Raw genomic sequence first — 17,119 nt, forward strand, 5'->3', positions numbered from 1 at the left:
CCCTGTGTTTACATGCGGCTTGTTTCTTTCAAATTTTCCTTCTGCCATTTTTCCTTTCTCCTTTTTTATTTTTCTTGGTTGATAAAAACTTTTAAATGGAGCGGATGACGGGAATCGAACCCACATAACTAGCTTGGAAGGCTAGGACTCTACCATTGAGCTACATCCGCTAAAAAAGCTATGAACCTTTTTTTATAAAAAAGTCTTACATCTAGTTTCACGTAATGTCAATAATTTTGGGATTATATGTTACTCATATACTCAAGAAGTTTAATGTGGTGATTTAAATAATAATGTAAATCCTAAATTATAAATTTTTATACTACTGGCTAATTTTATTTATTAGCTAATTTTCTTCCAATTTTAACAATTAAATTTAATTCTCTTTGTAAGAAATCATGAGTACTTTGATAATTTAATGATTCATCTTGAAGCCAATAAACAATTGTAGACCAATAAACACCTGTAAGTAATCCCCTTTTAGTGTAGTAATTAAAATCTGTTGATTTATCACCCCCTGCAATTCGCCAAATCAAGTTCATGCTCTTCCAAGTATAAGGATATAATTTAAAATGATTCCATGGCATTGAATAAAATGAAATAATCTTAGGTATAATCATTCTGTGTATATCTAAAATTTCAAGTCTAATCTTAATAGATTCGTAAATTTTAGCAGTGATACTCTTGATATTTACTAATTCTTTATTTATTCTTCTCAGCATTATCTCATCTATATAATCTCTAAAAAATTCAAGAACTTCAATTCTACCATTTGGAAATAATAAATTTGAATATTCTTTTTGTATATTTATGTTTTTACAAGCTTTTGAAATTATATTGCCATCAAATGTTTCATAAGGTAATATTTCAAGAACAGAAAATAATATTTTCTTCTTAAGATCTTCAATGTTTTCTGTCATAAATATTTATCTTTAATTAAATAAGTTTTAATATATAATAATAATGAAAAATAATCCAAGTATAATAATTCATAATGAAGAAGATTTTGTTTCTATGAGAAATGCTGGCAAATTAGCGGCATCTATACTTGATTTCATCACAGAATTTGTTAAACCAGGAATTACTACAGATGAATTGAATACTCTTTGTCATAATAAGATAATAGAAAATAATGCTATCCCTGCTCCCTTAAACTATAAGGGATTTCCAAAATCAATATGCACATCTGTAAACCATGTAGTATGCCATGGCATACCTAGTGAAAAAAAATTAAATGAAGGAGATATAGTTAACATTGATGTAACTGTTATTTTAGATGGATGGCATGGTGACACCAGTAGGATGTATTATGTTGGAAAAAAAATTCCCATTAAAGCTAAACGTCTTGTTGAAGTAACTTATGAAGCTATGATGAGAGCAATAGAAATTGTTAAGCCTGGAGTCCCGCTTTTTGAAATAGGCAGAGTAATTGAAGGCTATATAAAAAATTTTAACTATTCTTCTGTTAGAGAATATTGTGGCCATGGTATTGGTCGAGATTTTCATACTTCCCCTAGTGTTTTACACTATTATGATAAGAGAAATGATATTGAATTAAAGAAAGGTATGTTTTTCACTATTGAACCAATGATAAATACTGGAATATGGAAAACTAAATTACTCAATGATGGATGGACAGTAGTAACAAAAGATAATTCTCTTTCAGCACAATTTGAACATACCATAGGGGTCACTGATAGTGGACATGAAATTTTTACTCAATCACCTAAAAACTTAGATAATCCTCCATATAGTTAAAATGAATATAAATTTTAGACAAATTGATTATCAATTAAAAAATCATAACTTGGGTTTAAATTTTTTTCTTATTGGAGATGATTTTGGGCAAATATTTTATACAACACATAAATTAACAAATAAATATTTTCTTAGCGAAGAAAAAAATATAGAAAAAATTGAATTCTCTGATTTACAAAAAGAGCCTTCGTTATTAGCAAATAAACTTCAATCTCAACAATTATTTTCTCTAAAAAAAGCTATTATTATACAAAATGTTGGAGATATAATCAAAAATGATATTTTAGAAATACTAAAAAGTAATACAAGCAGCTACTTGATAATTTTTCAAGCAGAAAATCTGAAAAAAACATCCAAAACATATAAATGTTTGGAATCTATTAAGAATTATTGTTTTATAAATTGCTATAAACTAGATTTAAATGGAACTCAAATCTTTATCGAAGATTTTTTAAAAAAAAAGAACATAAATTTTAATTCTGAAATGACATTTATGATAGCTAACTCTCTTCCTGATAACATATTATTAATAAAGAATGAACTAGAGAAATTAGTAAAATTTTTAGGAAAAAGAAAAGATTTATCAATTGAAATAATAGAAAAAATTATATCTGGAATAAAGAATTTATCATATATAAATCTATTACATTCTGTTATTTTTAAAAATAATAAAAATTTAATCACTCAGTTAAACAAATTTGAAGGGATGAATTTATTTAATTCTATTAGAATTATTCAAAATTATTTAAGTAAAGTGTTATTAGTAAAAAATAAAGAAAGATTTGAAAATCATAACCTTCGTAATTTAATTGATAATCTTAGACCACCTATTTTTTTCAAAGAGAAAAGTATTTTTTTTGATATATGTAAAAAAATTAGCTTTAATGAGGCATTAAATTTCATGGAAGAACTACTTGAATTAGAACTAAAAATAAAAAATTCTAAAGTTATTAATAATAATCTTATACTAAATCAATATTTCATTCAAAAAATACACATATAATATGTTTCAATTTTTAGCAGAATTTTTAGTAAAATATTTTTCATTTTTTAATATTTTCAAGTACATAACTTTTAGAAGTTGTGCTGCATTATTTACCTCATTTTTTATTATGTTAATTTATGGTAATAGATTTATACAGTATTTATCCTCATTTCAAAAAAATGGACAACCAATCAGAAATGATGGACCAGAAAGCCATTTTTTAACAAAAAAAGGAACTCCTTGCATGGGAGGAGTTTTAATTATAATTTCTATTATAATTTCTATTATTTTTTGGGCAAATTTAAAAAATGCATATATACTTTTGCTAAGCTTTGTATTAGTATCTTTTGGATTTTTAGGTGGGGTTGATGATTATAATAAATTAAAACTTAACAGTTCCAAGGGAATTTCTGCAAAATTAAAATTTACTCTCCAATTTTTATTAAGCGCATTATCTGTTTTAATAATTAGCTACATTAGCACCAATAATCATTCAACAACTTTAGTGTTTCCATTTTTTAAAAATTTAGTAATTGATTTAGGATATTTTTATTTTATATTTGGTGTTTGTGTAATCACTGGTTCATCAAATGCAGTAAATCTAACAGATGGATTAGATGGGTTAGCTATTGGACCTATTATAATATCATCAGCATTCTTTGCAATAATATCATATTTAGTTGGCAATGTAGTTTTTTCTAATTATCTAAAATTAGTGTATGTGCAAAATTCAGGTGAAATATCTGTATTCTGCTCTGCAATGATAGGAGCCGGACTCGGATTCTTATGGTATAATGCACCTCCAGCAAAGGTGTTCATGGGTGATACTGGAAGTTTAGCACTTGGAGCTGTAATTGGTACTATAAGTGTAATAACTAAAAACGAAATAATTTTATTTATAACTGGTTTTGTATTTGCATTTGAAGCTATATCTGTAATACTACAAGTTAGCTCTTATAAATTACGAGGCAAAAGAATATTTAAAATGGCACCTATTCATCATCATTTTGAAAAAATAGGATGGTCGGAACCAACTATAGTTATTAGGTTTTGGATTTTAGCTATAATTTTTGCTCTAATTGGACTTTTTAGCTTAAAAATTAGGTAATCAATATGCATAACATTATTAAAACTATAAATCCTACTACAGAAGAAATAATAAAAGAGTATGAGTACTATACCATTAGCCAAGTTAGAAATATTATAGACTCAGTTGCTCTAGAACAAGATAAATGGAAAAAGCAAAATTTAAAATTACGTATTAATTCTATCAAAAAATTATCACAAGCTTTAAATGAAAACAAACAAGATTTAGCCACATGCATAACAAATGAGATGGGAAAGCCAATTTCTCAATCAATTTCTGAAATTGAAAAATGTATTATACTTTGTGAATATTATATAAATAACTCAGAAAAATTTTTAAAACCTTCCATAATTAGCAACGAATTTCCTAAAAGCTATTATACATACACATCATCAGGTATTATATTTGGAATAATGCCATGGAATTTTCCAGTTTGGCAAGTCATGAGATTTGCTATACCAAATTTAATAATAGGAAATGCTATTTTGTTAAAACATTCACCTAATACCACAGAAATGTCCTTAAAGCTTGAACAACTTTTTAGCAATGCATTACCTAAAAATTTATTTAAAAGCTTACTTATAGAAGTAAATATGGCTGAAAGCGTGATAAAAGACAGTAAAATTTCTGGAGTAACAATAACTGGTAGTAAAAAAGCAGGAGCAAGTGTCGCAATGTTATCAGGAGCTAATATTAAAAAATGTGTATTAGAACTGGGAGGCAATGATCCTTATATTATATTAGAAGATGCAGATATTGATTTAGCAGTTAGAGAATGTGTTAATTCTAGACTTCTTAATACTGGTCAAGTCTGCATTGCAGCCAAAAGAATTATTATTTGTAAATCACTTAAAAGTGAATTTGAAAAAAAGTTAATTGAATATGTAAAAAAATTCCAATATTCAAATCCTACTTTACCTAATTCAAAGCTAGGACCTATAGCAAGAAAAGATTTAAAAAAATCTATATCTAACCAAGTAGAAAATAGTTTAAAAAATGGAGCTAAATGTATATATAAAAATAGTATACCTGATGGCAAAGGTTACTATTACCCTGTTACTATTCTCACTGATGTAGACAAAAATAATGTAGCTTTTAAGGAAGAATTATTTGGACCAGTATTTTCTATTACTTATGTTGATGATACTCAACAGGCTATCCAATATGCTAATATGAGCGAGTATGGATTATCAGCAGTATTATTTACTGAAAATATAGAAAAAGGAGAAAATATTTGTTTAAATGATTTGAATTTTGGAACTTGCAATCTAAATAAAATGGTGTCATCTGATCCTAGATTGCCATTTGGAGGCGTTAAAAATTCTGGATTTGGCAGAGAATTATCTGAAATTGGTCTTAAAGAATTTGCTAATCTTAAAACTATAAATGTTACTAAGTAAAAATTTAAAATTAGCAAACTGTATATAAACAATTAGATTAAATACTTTTAATAAATTATAGATCCGTCTGACTAGTATATTTATCACATGTTTGATGAACCAATTCTAATGAAGCTTGATCTGATTCATAATGTTGTTTACAGTCAAACCTATCAAATGCATCGCACAGTTTTTGATACTCATCTGTATTATGAGGATATTTTTCAAGATCACTAAAATCAGTAACGATATTTGAGCAAAGTTTTGTATTATCTTTTTCCCAAGCTTTCTTTTGTTCTTCTTCCTTTTTTTCTGCTTCTATATTTTTCTGAATTTGTTCAACAGTTTCAACCTGATTATGACAAAATTGACTCACTACATCAGAAAAATCATTCAATCTAACCAAACTACCATTTTTATCAATTGCACTTTTATAATCTTGAAGAAATTTCATTAAATTTGGCACGCTTAGGTCTATAAATCTCGCATGTTCCGCATCGTAAGGTTGATCATAAAATTCAGTAAAATCCACATTTGGAACTTTAATACCATCTTTCATGTTAGTAGTTTCATTTTCCTTAAGATGTTTTGCATAAGCATAATTAATTGATTCTAACAAAATAGAATTCTTATTATCAGCACTTAATGCAATATCACTTAAAGCTACAGCACTTGATGTACTATCATATAAAACTATGTCGTTATTTTCAGCACTTGGTGCACCATATAAAACTATGCCGTTATTTTCACCGTTATTTTCAAAATATTTCTTTAATCTCTCAGCTTCATCTTGTGATATTACTGACCGATAGCCTCCTGAGATTAATTTAACTATTTCAAGGTTCATGCTTTTATCATATCTACTTTTTACTGCTGCTTCAGTATATTTTTCATCATTTTCCAATGCATGAGTTAAGTCATAGCATTTATTCGCCCCTTCAATCATTTTCCCAATAGAAGCCAAAACTTTATTCACCAGCTCTGGGTCATTTATTAGTATGTCAATGTCAAGAGCATCTTTCTCTAAAACTTTCTCTACAAAATCCTTACTGTGGGTACAAAATTCATTAAATACATATTCAATACTTGTAAATATACCTGAGATAGATGCTTTAAATTTTGCTGGTTCATAATCATTGCCTTCAATTTCATTTATAGCTTTAATTACTAAATTAATTTGTTTTTGAAATCTTAAATATATATTTAAATCATCTTGATTAGGATAATCAAATAAATAAAAAAATTCTCCATTGCTTAATTTTTTTCCAAGTTCTTTATTATCACTAATTAAGTCTTCAATTAAATTTGTAGTATACTTTCTAAGATCTATAATTAATTTTACACCATACTGAATTTCTATGTCATCTTCACTGCTTGCAGTAGCTAATTTTTTAACAAATTGAAAAAAATCTTCAGCAAATTTTTCCAAGATAGAATCTGTTTGTTCTGGATAAGAATCTTTTAAAGAACTGTGATATTTAGCAACCCTTTCAACAGATGAAACAAAAAAGCTATTTCTAAATTCTTCTTTATTTAGTTCAACTTTTTCTCTTTGTGGAAAAAGATCCTTTGATAATTCATAACAACTGGCTGTTGAAGCTATAATTTTATAAACGTTTGTATCTTTGAGAATTTTTTTTAATGATGCTTTTGGACTTTTTATTCTGCCATTAAAGGTTATCAAATCTAGACTTTCGATTTCTGATTGATTATATAAATCACTTATAAATTCACTCATTGTAGCACCCCCATTAATAAATATGAATCCTGTTTACACTCAAAGTATTAATATGTCAACCATATTAATTCACCAAGGTAATTTTTCACCCATATAATCAATAAAACTTCCTGTATCGTAGTGATCTGAATCTTCAAGTACAGATATTATTCCCTTTACACTCTCATGAATTTCAATTTGAGCGTTCTTACCGCCCATATCTGTTTTCACCCATCCAGGATGCATCATTAAAATCTTTACTCCCTCACTTAATAACTCTATTGATGCCAATCTCATTGAAGCATTTAGCGCTGCTTTACTCATTCTATAACCATAGCCACTACTAGTTTTATAAGATCCAATACTCCCACTAATTGAAGACATAACCATTACAACTTTTTTATTACTAAGTAGCACATTTTCTAACAACGATTGTAAAACCATAATTGGACCAACAGTATTTTTTGAAAAAGTTTCTTTTAACTCATATTCCTTAACTGATTCAATCGAGCTATTTATATCAATTAATATTCCTGAATTAATTATTAAATAATCTATTTGCACATCTTTAAGTACATTTTTTAAATTATTTATACTATCTTGATTACTAATTTCTAAAGTTAATAATTTTAAATTTTGATGCTTCTTTGAAAGATTAATTAATTCAGTACTTTTATTTTTATCTCTATACGTTGCAAAAATATTTGCTGTACTATTTTTATTTAATATTTCCTTTATTAAACCTAGACCTATCCCTCTATTTGCACCTACTATAAGAATATTCTCTAACATTAGCTCCTCCATTATTATATGATATAACTTAAAATTATTTATTAACTTCTTCCTTATTAATAACTTGATTATCACAACCAGTTAAATATATAAGTCCATCATCAATCTTTGGTAATGCAATAGAAGTATTTTTAGAAAATATCCACCCTTCATAAATAATTTGACCATGATTTGTAACAGAAATAAAAGCCATGCTAACTGGATTTAAAGTATCTTTTATATCTTTTTTACACTCTTTAAGATTGATAAATGATCCTTCTGTCAATTCTAAATTCTCTTCTAATTTTAATTCTTTATTAGAGCTATGACCAGTATTATAGTCTAAAATTCTAATTTTTGCTAAATTAAAAGATTCTAATTCTCCTTGAATTATCGATTGCTTAGTAATATCTAAATCAGAGTTAGTTGATTTATAAATATCTTCATCAAGAACACTAAATGCAGATTCTGTATTCTCATTCTCTATTTCATCAAATGCACTAATGTATTGATTACAATTAAATATAAAAGTTAAGCAAATAAATATTATAATTGTGTATTTAACTAATTGAGTTTTCTGCACTAGAATCATTGAATATATAGTTTTGCTCATCCGATTTATTATAATTTGAAAAAGCATTTTCATCTATTTGCATTTGATTATTACTACCTTTTAGTCCAAAAATAAATTTACTTATCAATCCTTCAAGATTAATAGATGATTGTGTGAATTCAATTGTGTCACCTTCGACAAGAGATTTTTCTTCTGTACCTGGTGCAATAGATATATATTTATCACCTAAAATACTTGAACTTACTATTTGAGCTGAACTATCTTCTGGTAATTTAATTTTTTTATTAATGAGCATTTGAACTTCAGCTGAATAAGTATCATAATCTAAACGTTGAGAAATAACTTTTCCAATAACTACGCCACTTACTTTTACTTCACTACCTAATTTAATACCATCAATATTATCAAATATAGCATTAATTATATATTGATCATTTTTATCTAATTGATGATCTGAACTCTGGTAAACAATATAACTAAATGTGATTGCTATAAATAAAACTAAAAACCCCACTACAATTTCAAATATATTCTTCATAAGTAAGCTACACTAATTTATTTTGGTTTCCATGCAACATAATCTCCAGTTGATTCTAATCTAACCTTATCATTAGAAAAAAAATGTCCGGATGGATAATAAGACAATTGAGACCCAGATAAATTAAGCGTCCTAGGCTTTATCCATTTATATAATGTTTTTGCATTTTTTATAGGCAACTTATCATCTTGATGATGTAACCAACTATACCAATTAGAACTGATTTTAGTTGCTTCAGGAATACCGTTATAAATAACCCATCTCATATCTCTACTAAAATACCTTGAAAACCTATTTGATTTATAAAATACATTGCCAAATTCGTCTTCTCCAACTTTTTTACCAAAAAGCTTACTAAAAAATTTATTTGCTAATTCCATTTGTTATTTTTAACAATAAACATATGCATAATTTTAAGTTATTTATTTATTTCTTTCAATATTAATATTTGCAAAAGGATTAAAAATTTGCTCTTCAATTCTTATTAATTCATTATATTTGCATACTCTATCAGTCCTTGATATAGAGCCAGTTTTAATGAAAGGACTTTTTGTTGCAACAGCCATATGGGCTATAGTAGTATCTTCTGTTTCACCAGATCGATGGGAAATAATATGAGTAAAATTATATTTTTTAGCAATATTAATACTCTCTAATGTCTCAGTTAACGTTCCTATTTGATTCATTTTTATTAGAATTGAATTTGCTAATTTTTGATCAATACCTTGCTTTAATTTTGTAGGATTTGTAACAAACAAATCATCCCCAATAATCCTAATTTTATCTCCAATTTTCTGATTCAGTAATTTCCATCCCTCATAATCTTGCTCAAAAAATGGATCTTCAATAGAAATTATAGGATATTCATTACATAATTTTTTATAATATTCCACTAACTCAATATTTGTTAATGTATTTTTTTCACCGTTAAAATTATATTTACCATTAATATATAATTCATTAGCAGCAATATCTAGTGCTAAACAAACTTCTGTTCCAAGCTTATATCCAGCATATTGTATTGCTTCTACTATAAGATTCAATGCTTGATTAGTAGTCTTAATATCGGGTGCAAAACCACCTTCATCACCAGTATTTACTTTAAAATGATTTTTTTTAAGGACTTTTTTCAGTGAGTGAAAAATTTCACATGCTATTTTTAAATTCTTAGAAATACTATCGTATTTTACTGGCACAATCATAAATTCTTGAATATCCAAACCATTATCTGCATGTGCTCCTCCATTTATGATATTTAACATTGGCTTAGGTAAAGAGTAATTGCTAGAGTTTGTTATTACTTCAAATAATTGCTTATTCTCAAGATTAGCCATTGCTTTTGCAAAAGCAATGGATATTGATAAAATAGTATTTGCACCTAAATTAGATTTATTTGCTGTTCCATCTAATTTTATCAAAAAATTATCTAAATCCTCTTGGGAATTAAATTTTACATCCAAGATCTTTCTTTTAATTTCATTATTAATCTTCTCTACAGAAATTAAAACTCCCTCTCCATTATAATCTTTGCTTTTATCCCTTAATTCAATAGCTTCAAATATACCTTTAGAAGCTCCACTTGGCACTGATGCTCTGCCAAAAAATTTATCATTTATAATTAAATCTGTTTCTACAGTAGGATTCCCTCTACTGTCAAATATTTGACGAGACTTTAAATAGGTTATCTTCACTAACTATATTAATAATAAGTTATGAGGCCGAGGCCAGAATCGAACTGGCGCCTAGTGGATTTGCAATCCACTGCATTACCACTTTGCTACTCGGCCAAAGCAAAGATAACCCTATTCTAATTACCAACTTTGGTCAAGAATTATCACAACTTATTTTAACAAGCATTTAACGTATCTAGAATTGAATCAATTATATACTCATGTGCTTTATTATTCATTAATCCATTATTAATTAACTCATCAAGGCCCTCAAAAAATGGCTTGCAATTATATTCCCCATCTAAATTATAACAAATTGTAGAAGCTTCTATAATATTTATAATTTCTTGTTCATTTAATATTTTATCAAACTTATGAAGATCTTTTGATATTCCATTACCTTCAGTAACCAATATTTTCCAAAAAGCTCCTTCCAAAAATTTGCCTGAAGAATAATCATTATTTATTGATGCCTTAATATCATAATACTTTTCAGCAGATAATTTTTTACCTTTTAGATAGTCTTCTAAATTTAAATTATCAAAACTAATTTGAACAACATTAAATAATTGATCAGTTAAATTCTCACTCTTTTTCAAACAATACAGCCCCTGTTCTAAGGAAGATTTAGATATAAAAGAATAATCAAAATAACCATGCTTATTAATTTCATGATGAGGAAAATAATACTTCTCTGCAACACTTGACTTCACTGCATCACTGAGTTTTGTTTCTTTATTAGAAAAACAATGGCTTATAATTTTACCATTATTTTTCGCCGCTAATAAAGTTAATGGAATTTGAGTATCTTTAATTTTTAGATCAGGAAAATCTTTAAATAACTCATTAAATTCTCGTTGTGTATAAGGTTTTATCTTATCTAAATCCCAAATAAAACTTTTTAAATAATTTGTTATTTTATTCCAATTTTTATCTACAAAGCTGCAAACATAATAAGATCCTTTTTTTTTATTATGAGAAAATGAATCATAAAACTTATCTTTTACTTCACTAAAAACCTTTTCTGGATTTTTTCCACTTGCTAATAATGCAGCAGGCAAAGAAGATGTTGAAGAAGCAACAACATAATCAAAATGCTTTGCAATATCTTTATTTGAATTTTCTTGTAGCCTTTCATTAATAATTTGAATAATTTTGGCAGCAATTATAGCTTGTGACGCACCTCTGCCATCAACAACTAATACATTATACATAATTTATACCTAAAAATATTTATCTATTATAATAATTTATTATACAACCAATGATTGTATCAAGGCAAAAGATATATATTAATAGTGTAATATTGCAAATTGCTAAAGAGCGTAAAATATAGTGATTCTTAAATGAAAAATTTCACTGAGCAAATAACAAAAAAGTTGTTGATAAAGCTAGTTTGGTTTCAGCAGTATTTAGAAATTAAGTATACAATACTTTATTGAAAAGTTGTGCAAGCTTTGGAAGGCCATTACTTGTATTTATAATAGCTGACTATTAATTACTATACACTCTTCATAAAACTTGCTGCTTATTAATACAAAAATTATGTTAAAGTGCCTAAGCAACAAGATTTAGCTAAAATGCACTTAATACTCTAATATTACTTATAAAATAGAAATAAAGCTTACTGTAACTCAGGTACTACATATATATTAAAGTTGCTTTATTTAAGTAAACTTCAACATGCTCTCTCTTAGTTGGGTATAATATTAAAATCCACCAAAAGTATAGCTATACTATTGGGGATTTTAATATTAAAACTTCTTAAGTACCATTAGCAAAAGCAGAAAGTACAGCAAAAAATGATATAGCCAAAGAAGCAACTGTAAATAACTTGTTCATGACGACCTCCTTATTCTTTATTGCTATATATTCAAATATAGCATCATACTCTTATTATCACCCACCAATTATAGCTGTCAAGCTTTTTTTATTCTTTTTTAGGAAATTTTAGTATAAATTTTGTATATTTCCCTACTACTGACTCACATTCAATTGATCCACCAATATCTTCCATAATTAGTTTGCAAAATGAAAGGCCAATCCCTGTGCCACTTTTGCTCTGAGTAAAAAACTTATCAAATATCTTTTTTATTACTTCTTCTTCTATCCCTCTTCCATAATCTTTAAAACATAATTTATTATTTTCTGCCGTCACTTCTATTTTTACATTCACTCCATTATGTGCACAAGCATTCTTTATAAGATTTATTATAACATGTTTTATGCTATTGTAAGAGCATTCCACCTTAAAATTCTCAATTATCTCTACCTTTATTTTTTTTAATTCAGGAATATATAAAGCATATTCTTTAATTGATTCTTCTACTATATTTTTGATTAGTATAATTTCTCTCTTCTCATTTTGTACTGAGCCTCTTAAAGATGTTAAAAGGTTATCAACTGTGTTAACACCATGTTGACTTGCATCTACTAACATATAAGTTGCATTCTTAAACGCCTCATAATTCTCTTTTTTCATTATAAAGTCTTCTTTTGTATACTTTTCTGCATTTTGTTTATCTTTTTCTATATTTTCAAGAACACTCTTAAATAAACCAGATTGCATATTTGCTATAGACATGGGTGTTTTTATTTCATGCGCTATCATTTCACCAAACACTTGTATATTATTAAGCTTCTCCTCTTGCATTTTATCTTTTTGGATAGATTTTTTTTCTTTTTCCCTTGCAATAATCTGTGATATAAAAAGTAATGATAAATATATATAAAAAACTAGGTGGAAAGAATATCCTAAATTAATGCTCCTAGTTTCTAGCATATATAAAATACATCCCAATATAAATCCTATAGTCATACTTATTAAAAATTCAGTAGAATTGAGAAATTGATATAATAAAAATGTAGTAAGCAAGGAGTTGATAACCCATAAATAGCTACTATGCAATGAAGATGTATAATAGAGCAATAGGTAGCTTGATATTAAAGGCAAACAAAAAGTCAAACAAATAAAGTAATATAGATTAGAGTATTTTTTCACTAATCTTTCTGGAAATAATATATCTCGTAGCATGAATATAAGAACTGAAATATACCCTATTATTATTAAGTATGGTAAAAGACTTTTATTACCATCAAGATAGAGAGAGAAAACAAAGTAATAAGAAAAAATAAATAAACTAAAATTATTTAATGTAGTTGATTTAGTTTCAATAATATTATTAACCTTAATATGCAGATATTTTAATTTCTGAAGCTTTAGGAGCAAATTTTTAGCAATATCAAAAATCAAAGGATATAATCTTTTTATTCTCCTAACAAGAGTTATATATGAATTTTTACTATAAACTAATACTACCACACTTCCTAAAACACCAGAGAAAGCGATTAATAAAGAATAATTGTCAAATATTAAAATAGTTAAGATAGTAAACAATATGCTCACTAAAAAACTATACAAAAACTGTTTTTTACTTATGTTATATCCTAAAAAAGAAACTGATAATGGCACAACTAGTATATTAGTGCCAAAAGTTCTTAATATAGCCATTAGCTGAAACAAAGTATCTTTATAAATCAGTAGAATAAATGGAAAAAGTGATAATACTAATATAACACCCTTTATAATCACTAACAGCCTTTTTTCTCCTATTTTAGGGCAATATACTTTAAAAAAATCATTTGATATAATAACACTAGCAGAATTCATGTGGGAATCTGCAGTTGACATTATAATGGCAAAAAGCCCGGATATCATCATACCTTTAACACCTAGTGGCAACCAATCTATATAATTGAAAATAATATCAGATACCAGAGATTTATTTGGTGATTTAACTATAATTAAATATCCTATTAGGCAAATAGAAAGCATGAAAGGTATAGCTACTATAAATAACTTTTTAAAAACCAGTTTGAGTGCTTTTGTATTATCAGCTAACATTAAATACCTTTGCATGAAAGGAGCTGCTATTTCAGGTAATAGAGACGCTGTGATAAGTCCTATAGCTATTGGCAAACTAAACTCTATATTATAATTTGATAGTGAAATAGAATTTACAAAATTGCCAGTAAAACTAACAGTTTGAATTGTGACAACATAAGAAACGGGTATTATCACAAAAAATATTAAAAATTGAAACACATCTATTGCTATAATCCCTCTGAACCCCCCCATAATAGAATAGGCATTAATCACTACTATCCCTATAACTAAACTAGTTATGTAATCTATCTCAAAGAAGTAACTGCATATTGATGCAAATGCTAATAACTGGATAGTAATAAATGCTATACTGTCAATTATTACAGTATAAATGCCAACGTATTTACCAAGACCGCCCCATATCTGGTATAATACTTGAGTTAGAGTTGTACAATCTTTAAATTTATAAAGGCTGGATGTTATTATCTTACTTGTGATAATCCAATAAAAAGGCTGAGTTATTACGTAAAGTAAAACTATAGGATTACTATAAATTTCATTAATTAAGCCTATAATAGTTCCACCACTTATTGATGTTGCAAAAATTGTGCATACTAAAATTGAAGGTAAAATTTTGCTTGCTTTTATTGTGCAGAAATCATGAGCTGTTTTTATGCTCTTTAAATGATAAAAACCTATGCCTATACAAATTGCCAAATGAAATATAACTATTGTTATATCAAGTATAGTAAGATCATTTAAGTATTTTTGCATTTATAATTATTAGTATGGTTATTATTCCGCCTACCTATAATCACCCCGTTTCTAAAAGTAAATTTTTAATTTCTATTATAGACTCCTTTGTTACAGGTTTATATAATATTTTATCAAATATTCTATATTTCTCATCATTCTCGTAGCTTATATGATTTGCTTGAGTAACTAAAATTACTGGGAGATTTTTGTATTCATCATATTTTTTCAGAGTTTCTGCAAGCTCTTGACCATCCATTATAGGCATTTGAAAATCTGTTATTATAATATCAAATTTTCCTTTTGATTCATTGACTATTAAATTTAAAGCCTCAGTTCCATCATTAGCAGTTTCAATTTCTAAATTCTCTAATTCTAACATCATAGATAATATCTTTAGTATATACGGATTATCATCTACTAATAGAACTCTTTTCTTATTAATAAATTCCATAAAAATAATTATTAAATACTGCAATTTTTAAATTTTAAGATAGCATAAAAACATTCCAATATATAGTAATTTTCAAATGAAAGAATTTACTGAGTTAAACTCATAAATATCTTGATAAAGATAATTTATTTTAAGTTTATTAGTAATCAAATATAACTCATAACTACCCAAATATTTAGACTATGTTAAATTTATTTCATTTAAAATAAGTAATGATTGAATGTTCCGTTATTTGAGCTAATTCTTTGAGAGTGAGTTCTGATATATTGACTGGTGGCAGCCAATATATAGTATTATCTAAAGGTCTTAAAAAAGCTCCATTTTTAATTGCAATTTTATATATTTCCAAACCTATCCTTCTATATTTATCACTATTATCAAGAATTATATCAGCTGCTACAATACCGCCTATACCTCTTACATTTTTCAATATACCAGTTTTAACTGCTATACTTTTCATCAAATTTAGCATTTTTATTTCTAAAGTACTAACTTTAGCTAAAATATTTTCATTTTCAATCACATCTAATGTTGCTAATGCTGCACTTACTGCGATAGGATTGCCACTATAAGTATGAGAATGTAAGAAGGAGTTTTCTGGAGAATAATCATTGTAAAAAAGCTCATATATTTCATTTTTAATCATAACAGCACTAAATGGTACCCACCCAGATGTTAAACCTTTAGATAAACACATAAAATCAGGCTCCATATCTGCGTATTCACAAGCAAAAAATTTTCCTGTTCTACAAATTCCAGTCATAATTTCATCAGCAATTAAATGTATATCATTTTCAGATGCCCATTTTCTTAATTTAACTAAAAAATCTTTGCTATAGATTTTCATTCCTTCAGCTCCTTGAACGATAGGTTCAAAAATAATAGCCGTAACTTCATTTTTAATTTTTTCTAATTTTTCTTGAACTTTATGCCAATGAGTAGTGCAATCATCCCATAACAAATCTTTTTTTGAATTTATATATGGGATATCTGAAATGAAATATACATCAAATAATAAATCACTATATGGCTTCTTATAAATGCCTAAATCACTTATACTAAGGGCACCAACTGTTTCACCATGATAGCCATTTTTCAGTGCTACAAATTTATTTTTTTTATATTGCTTCTTAATTTTCCTTGAATGTAAGCTCATTTTCAGTGCAACTTCTACTGCACAAGAACCATCACCTACATAAAATATCTTTTGCAAATTTTTGGTCTTACCAGCTAATCTCTCAGATAACTCCACAATTTTTTCATTCGTAGTACCAGCAAAAATCACATGTTCAAATCTATTAATTTGTTCAATCACTTTTGCTTTTATATATGGATGATTATGTCCAAGTAATTTACACCACCAGCTTGAAATTGCATCTATAATTTTTTTACCACTTTGCATCTCAATATAACTACCACTTGCTTTTTTTATCAACAGTGCATCCATATCTTCATAATCTTTCATCTGAGAACAAGGATGCCATATATGGTTTAAATCTTTTTGCAATATATGTTTATATTTCTTTTGGATACTCATGGTTAACTAA

At 26.9% G+C, this 17,119-nt stretch carries 15 protein-coding genes and 2 tRNA genes; 4 read left to right on the forward strand and 13 right to left on the reverse strand.

Features of this window, described 5'->3' with window-relative positions:
- Positions 1-96: 96 nt before the first annotated feature.
- Positions 97-170, reverse strand: a tRNA-Gly gene (locus tag h2es_RS02090).
- Positions 171-335: 165 nt separating this feature from the next.
- Positions 336-920: a COQ9 family protein gene (locus h2es_RS02095; RefSeq protein WP_154510962.1), complete on the reverse strand. Its 585-nt coding sequence runs from the start codon at positions 918-920 to the stop codon at positions 336-338.
- 43 nt (positions 921-963) lie between these two features.
- Here h2es_RS02095 and map point away from each other — a divergent pair, with 43 nt between their 5' ends.
- The 4 genes from map to h2es_RS02115 are packed head-to-tail and all read left to right on the forward strand — an operon-like array spanning position 964 to position 5,230.
- Complete coding sequence (gene map, locus h2es_RS02100) at positions 964-1,758, forward strand: type I methionyl aminopeptidase (protein WP_126045274.1); 795 nt, start codon at positions 964-966, stop codon at positions 1,756-1,758.
- Between the two features lies 1 nt (position 1,759).
- Positions 1,760-2,761, forward strand: coding sequence for a DNA polymerase III subunit delta (gene holA, locus h2es_RS02105; protein WP_154510964.1), 1,002 nt, complete (start codon positions 1,760-1,762; stop codon positions 2,759-2,761).
- Between the two features lies 1 nt (position 2,762).
- Positions 2,763-3,851: a phospho-N-acetylmuramoyl-pentapeptide-transferase gene (mraY, locus tag h2es_RS02110; protein WP_154510966.1), complete on the forward strand. Its 1,089-nt coding sequence runs from the start codon at positions 2,763-2,765 to the stop codon at positions 3,849-3,851.
- Positions 3,852-3,856: 5 nt separating this feature from the next.
- Positions 3,857-5,230, forward strand: a complete 1,374-nt coding sequence (locus h2es_RS02115; RefSeq protein WP_154510968.1) for an aldehyde dehydrogenase family protein — start codon at positions 3,857-3,859, stop codon at positions 5,228-5,230.
- 55 nt (positions 5,231-5,285) lie between these two features.
- On the opposite strand, the gene h2es_RS02120 is transcribed toward h2es_RS02115, so the two are convergent.
- The 11 genes from h2es_RS02120 to bioA form a co-directional block, all read right to left on the reverse strand.
- Complete coding sequence (locus tag h2es_RS02120; protein ID WP_154510970.1) at positions 5,286-6,947, reverse strand: hypothetical protein; 1,662 nt, start codon at positions 6,945-6,947, stop codon at positions 5,286-5,288.
- A 69-nt stretch (positions 6,948-7,016) separates the two neighbouring features.
- Complete coding sequence (locus h2es_RS02125) at positions 7,017-7,718, reverse strand: SDR family oxidoreductase (RefSeq protein WP_195909953.1); 702 nt, start codon at positions 7,716-7,718, stop codon at positions 7,017-7,019.
- Between the two features lie 34 nt (positions 7,719-7,752).
- Positions 7,753-8,310: a DUF2155 domain-containing protein gene (locus tag h2es_RS02130; protein ID WP_195909954.1), complete on the reverse strand. Its 558-nt coding sequence runs from the start codon at positions 8,308-8,310 to the stop codon at positions 7,753-7,755.
- Entirely contained in the window at positions 8,258-8,809 is a 552-nt protein-coding gene (mlaD, locus tag h2es_RS02135) for an outer membrane lipid asymmetry maintenance protein MlaD (RefSeq protein ID WP_126045219.1), read from the reverse strand. Before mlaD ends, h2es_RS02130 begins: the two co-directional genes overlap by 53 nt.
- Positions 8,810-8,826: 17 nt before the next feature.
- On the reverse strand, positions 8,827-9,189 hold the full coding sequence (locus tag h2es_RS02140) for an NADH-ubiquinone oxidoreductase subunit NDUFA12 family protein (RefSeq protein ID WP_154510976.1): 363 nt from the start codon (positions 9,187-9,189) through the stop codon (positions 8,827-8,829).
- Positions 9,190-9,231: 42 nt separating this feature from the next.
- Positions 9,232-10,500 carry a phosphopyruvate hydratase gene (gene eno / locus h2es_RS02145; protein WP_326844996.1) on the reverse strand — a complete coding sequence of 423 codons (1,269 nt, stop codon included), beginning with the start codon at positions 10,498-10,500 and terminating at the stop codon, positions 9,232-9,234.
- 24 nt (positions 10,501-10,524) lie between these two features.
- A tRNA-Cys gene (locus tag h2es_RS02150) sits at positions 10,525-10,596 on the reverse strand.
- Between the two features lie 59 nt (positions 10,597-10,655).
- Complete coding sequence (locus tag h2es_RS02155) at positions 10,656-11,693, reverse strand: patatin-like phospholipase family protein (RefSeq protein WP_154510978.1); 1,038 nt, start codon at positions 11,691-11,693, stop codon at positions 10,656-10,658.
- 716 nt (positions 11,694-12,409) lie between these two features.
- Positions 12,410-15,139, reverse strand: a complete 2,730-nt coding sequence (locus h2es_RS02160; RefSeq protein ID WP_154510980.1) for a sodium:solute symporter family transporter — start codon at positions 15,137-15,139, stop codon at positions 12,410-12,412.
- 40 nt (positions 15,140-15,179) lie between these two features.
- A complete protein-coding gene (locus h2es_RS02165; RefSeq protein ID WP_126044986.1) occupies positions 15,180-15,572 on the reverse strand; it encodes a response regulator in 393 nt (130 codons plus the stop codon).
- 196 nt (positions 15,573-15,768) lie between these two features.
- Complete coding sequence (gene bioA / locus h2es_RS02170; protein ID WP_154510982.1) at positions 15,769-17,109, reverse strand: adenosylmethionine--8-amino-7-oxononanoate transaminase; 1,341 nt, start codon at positions 17,107-17,109, stop codon at positions 15,769-15,771.
- Positions 17,110-17,119 lie beyond the last annotated feature (10 nt).

Source organism: Rickettsiales endosymbiont of Trichoplax sp. H2 (assembly GCF_009690945.1).
Classification (GTDB): Bacteria; Pseudomonadota; Alphaproteobacteria; order Rickettsiales; family Midichloriaceae; genus Aquirickettsia; species Aquirickettsia rohweri.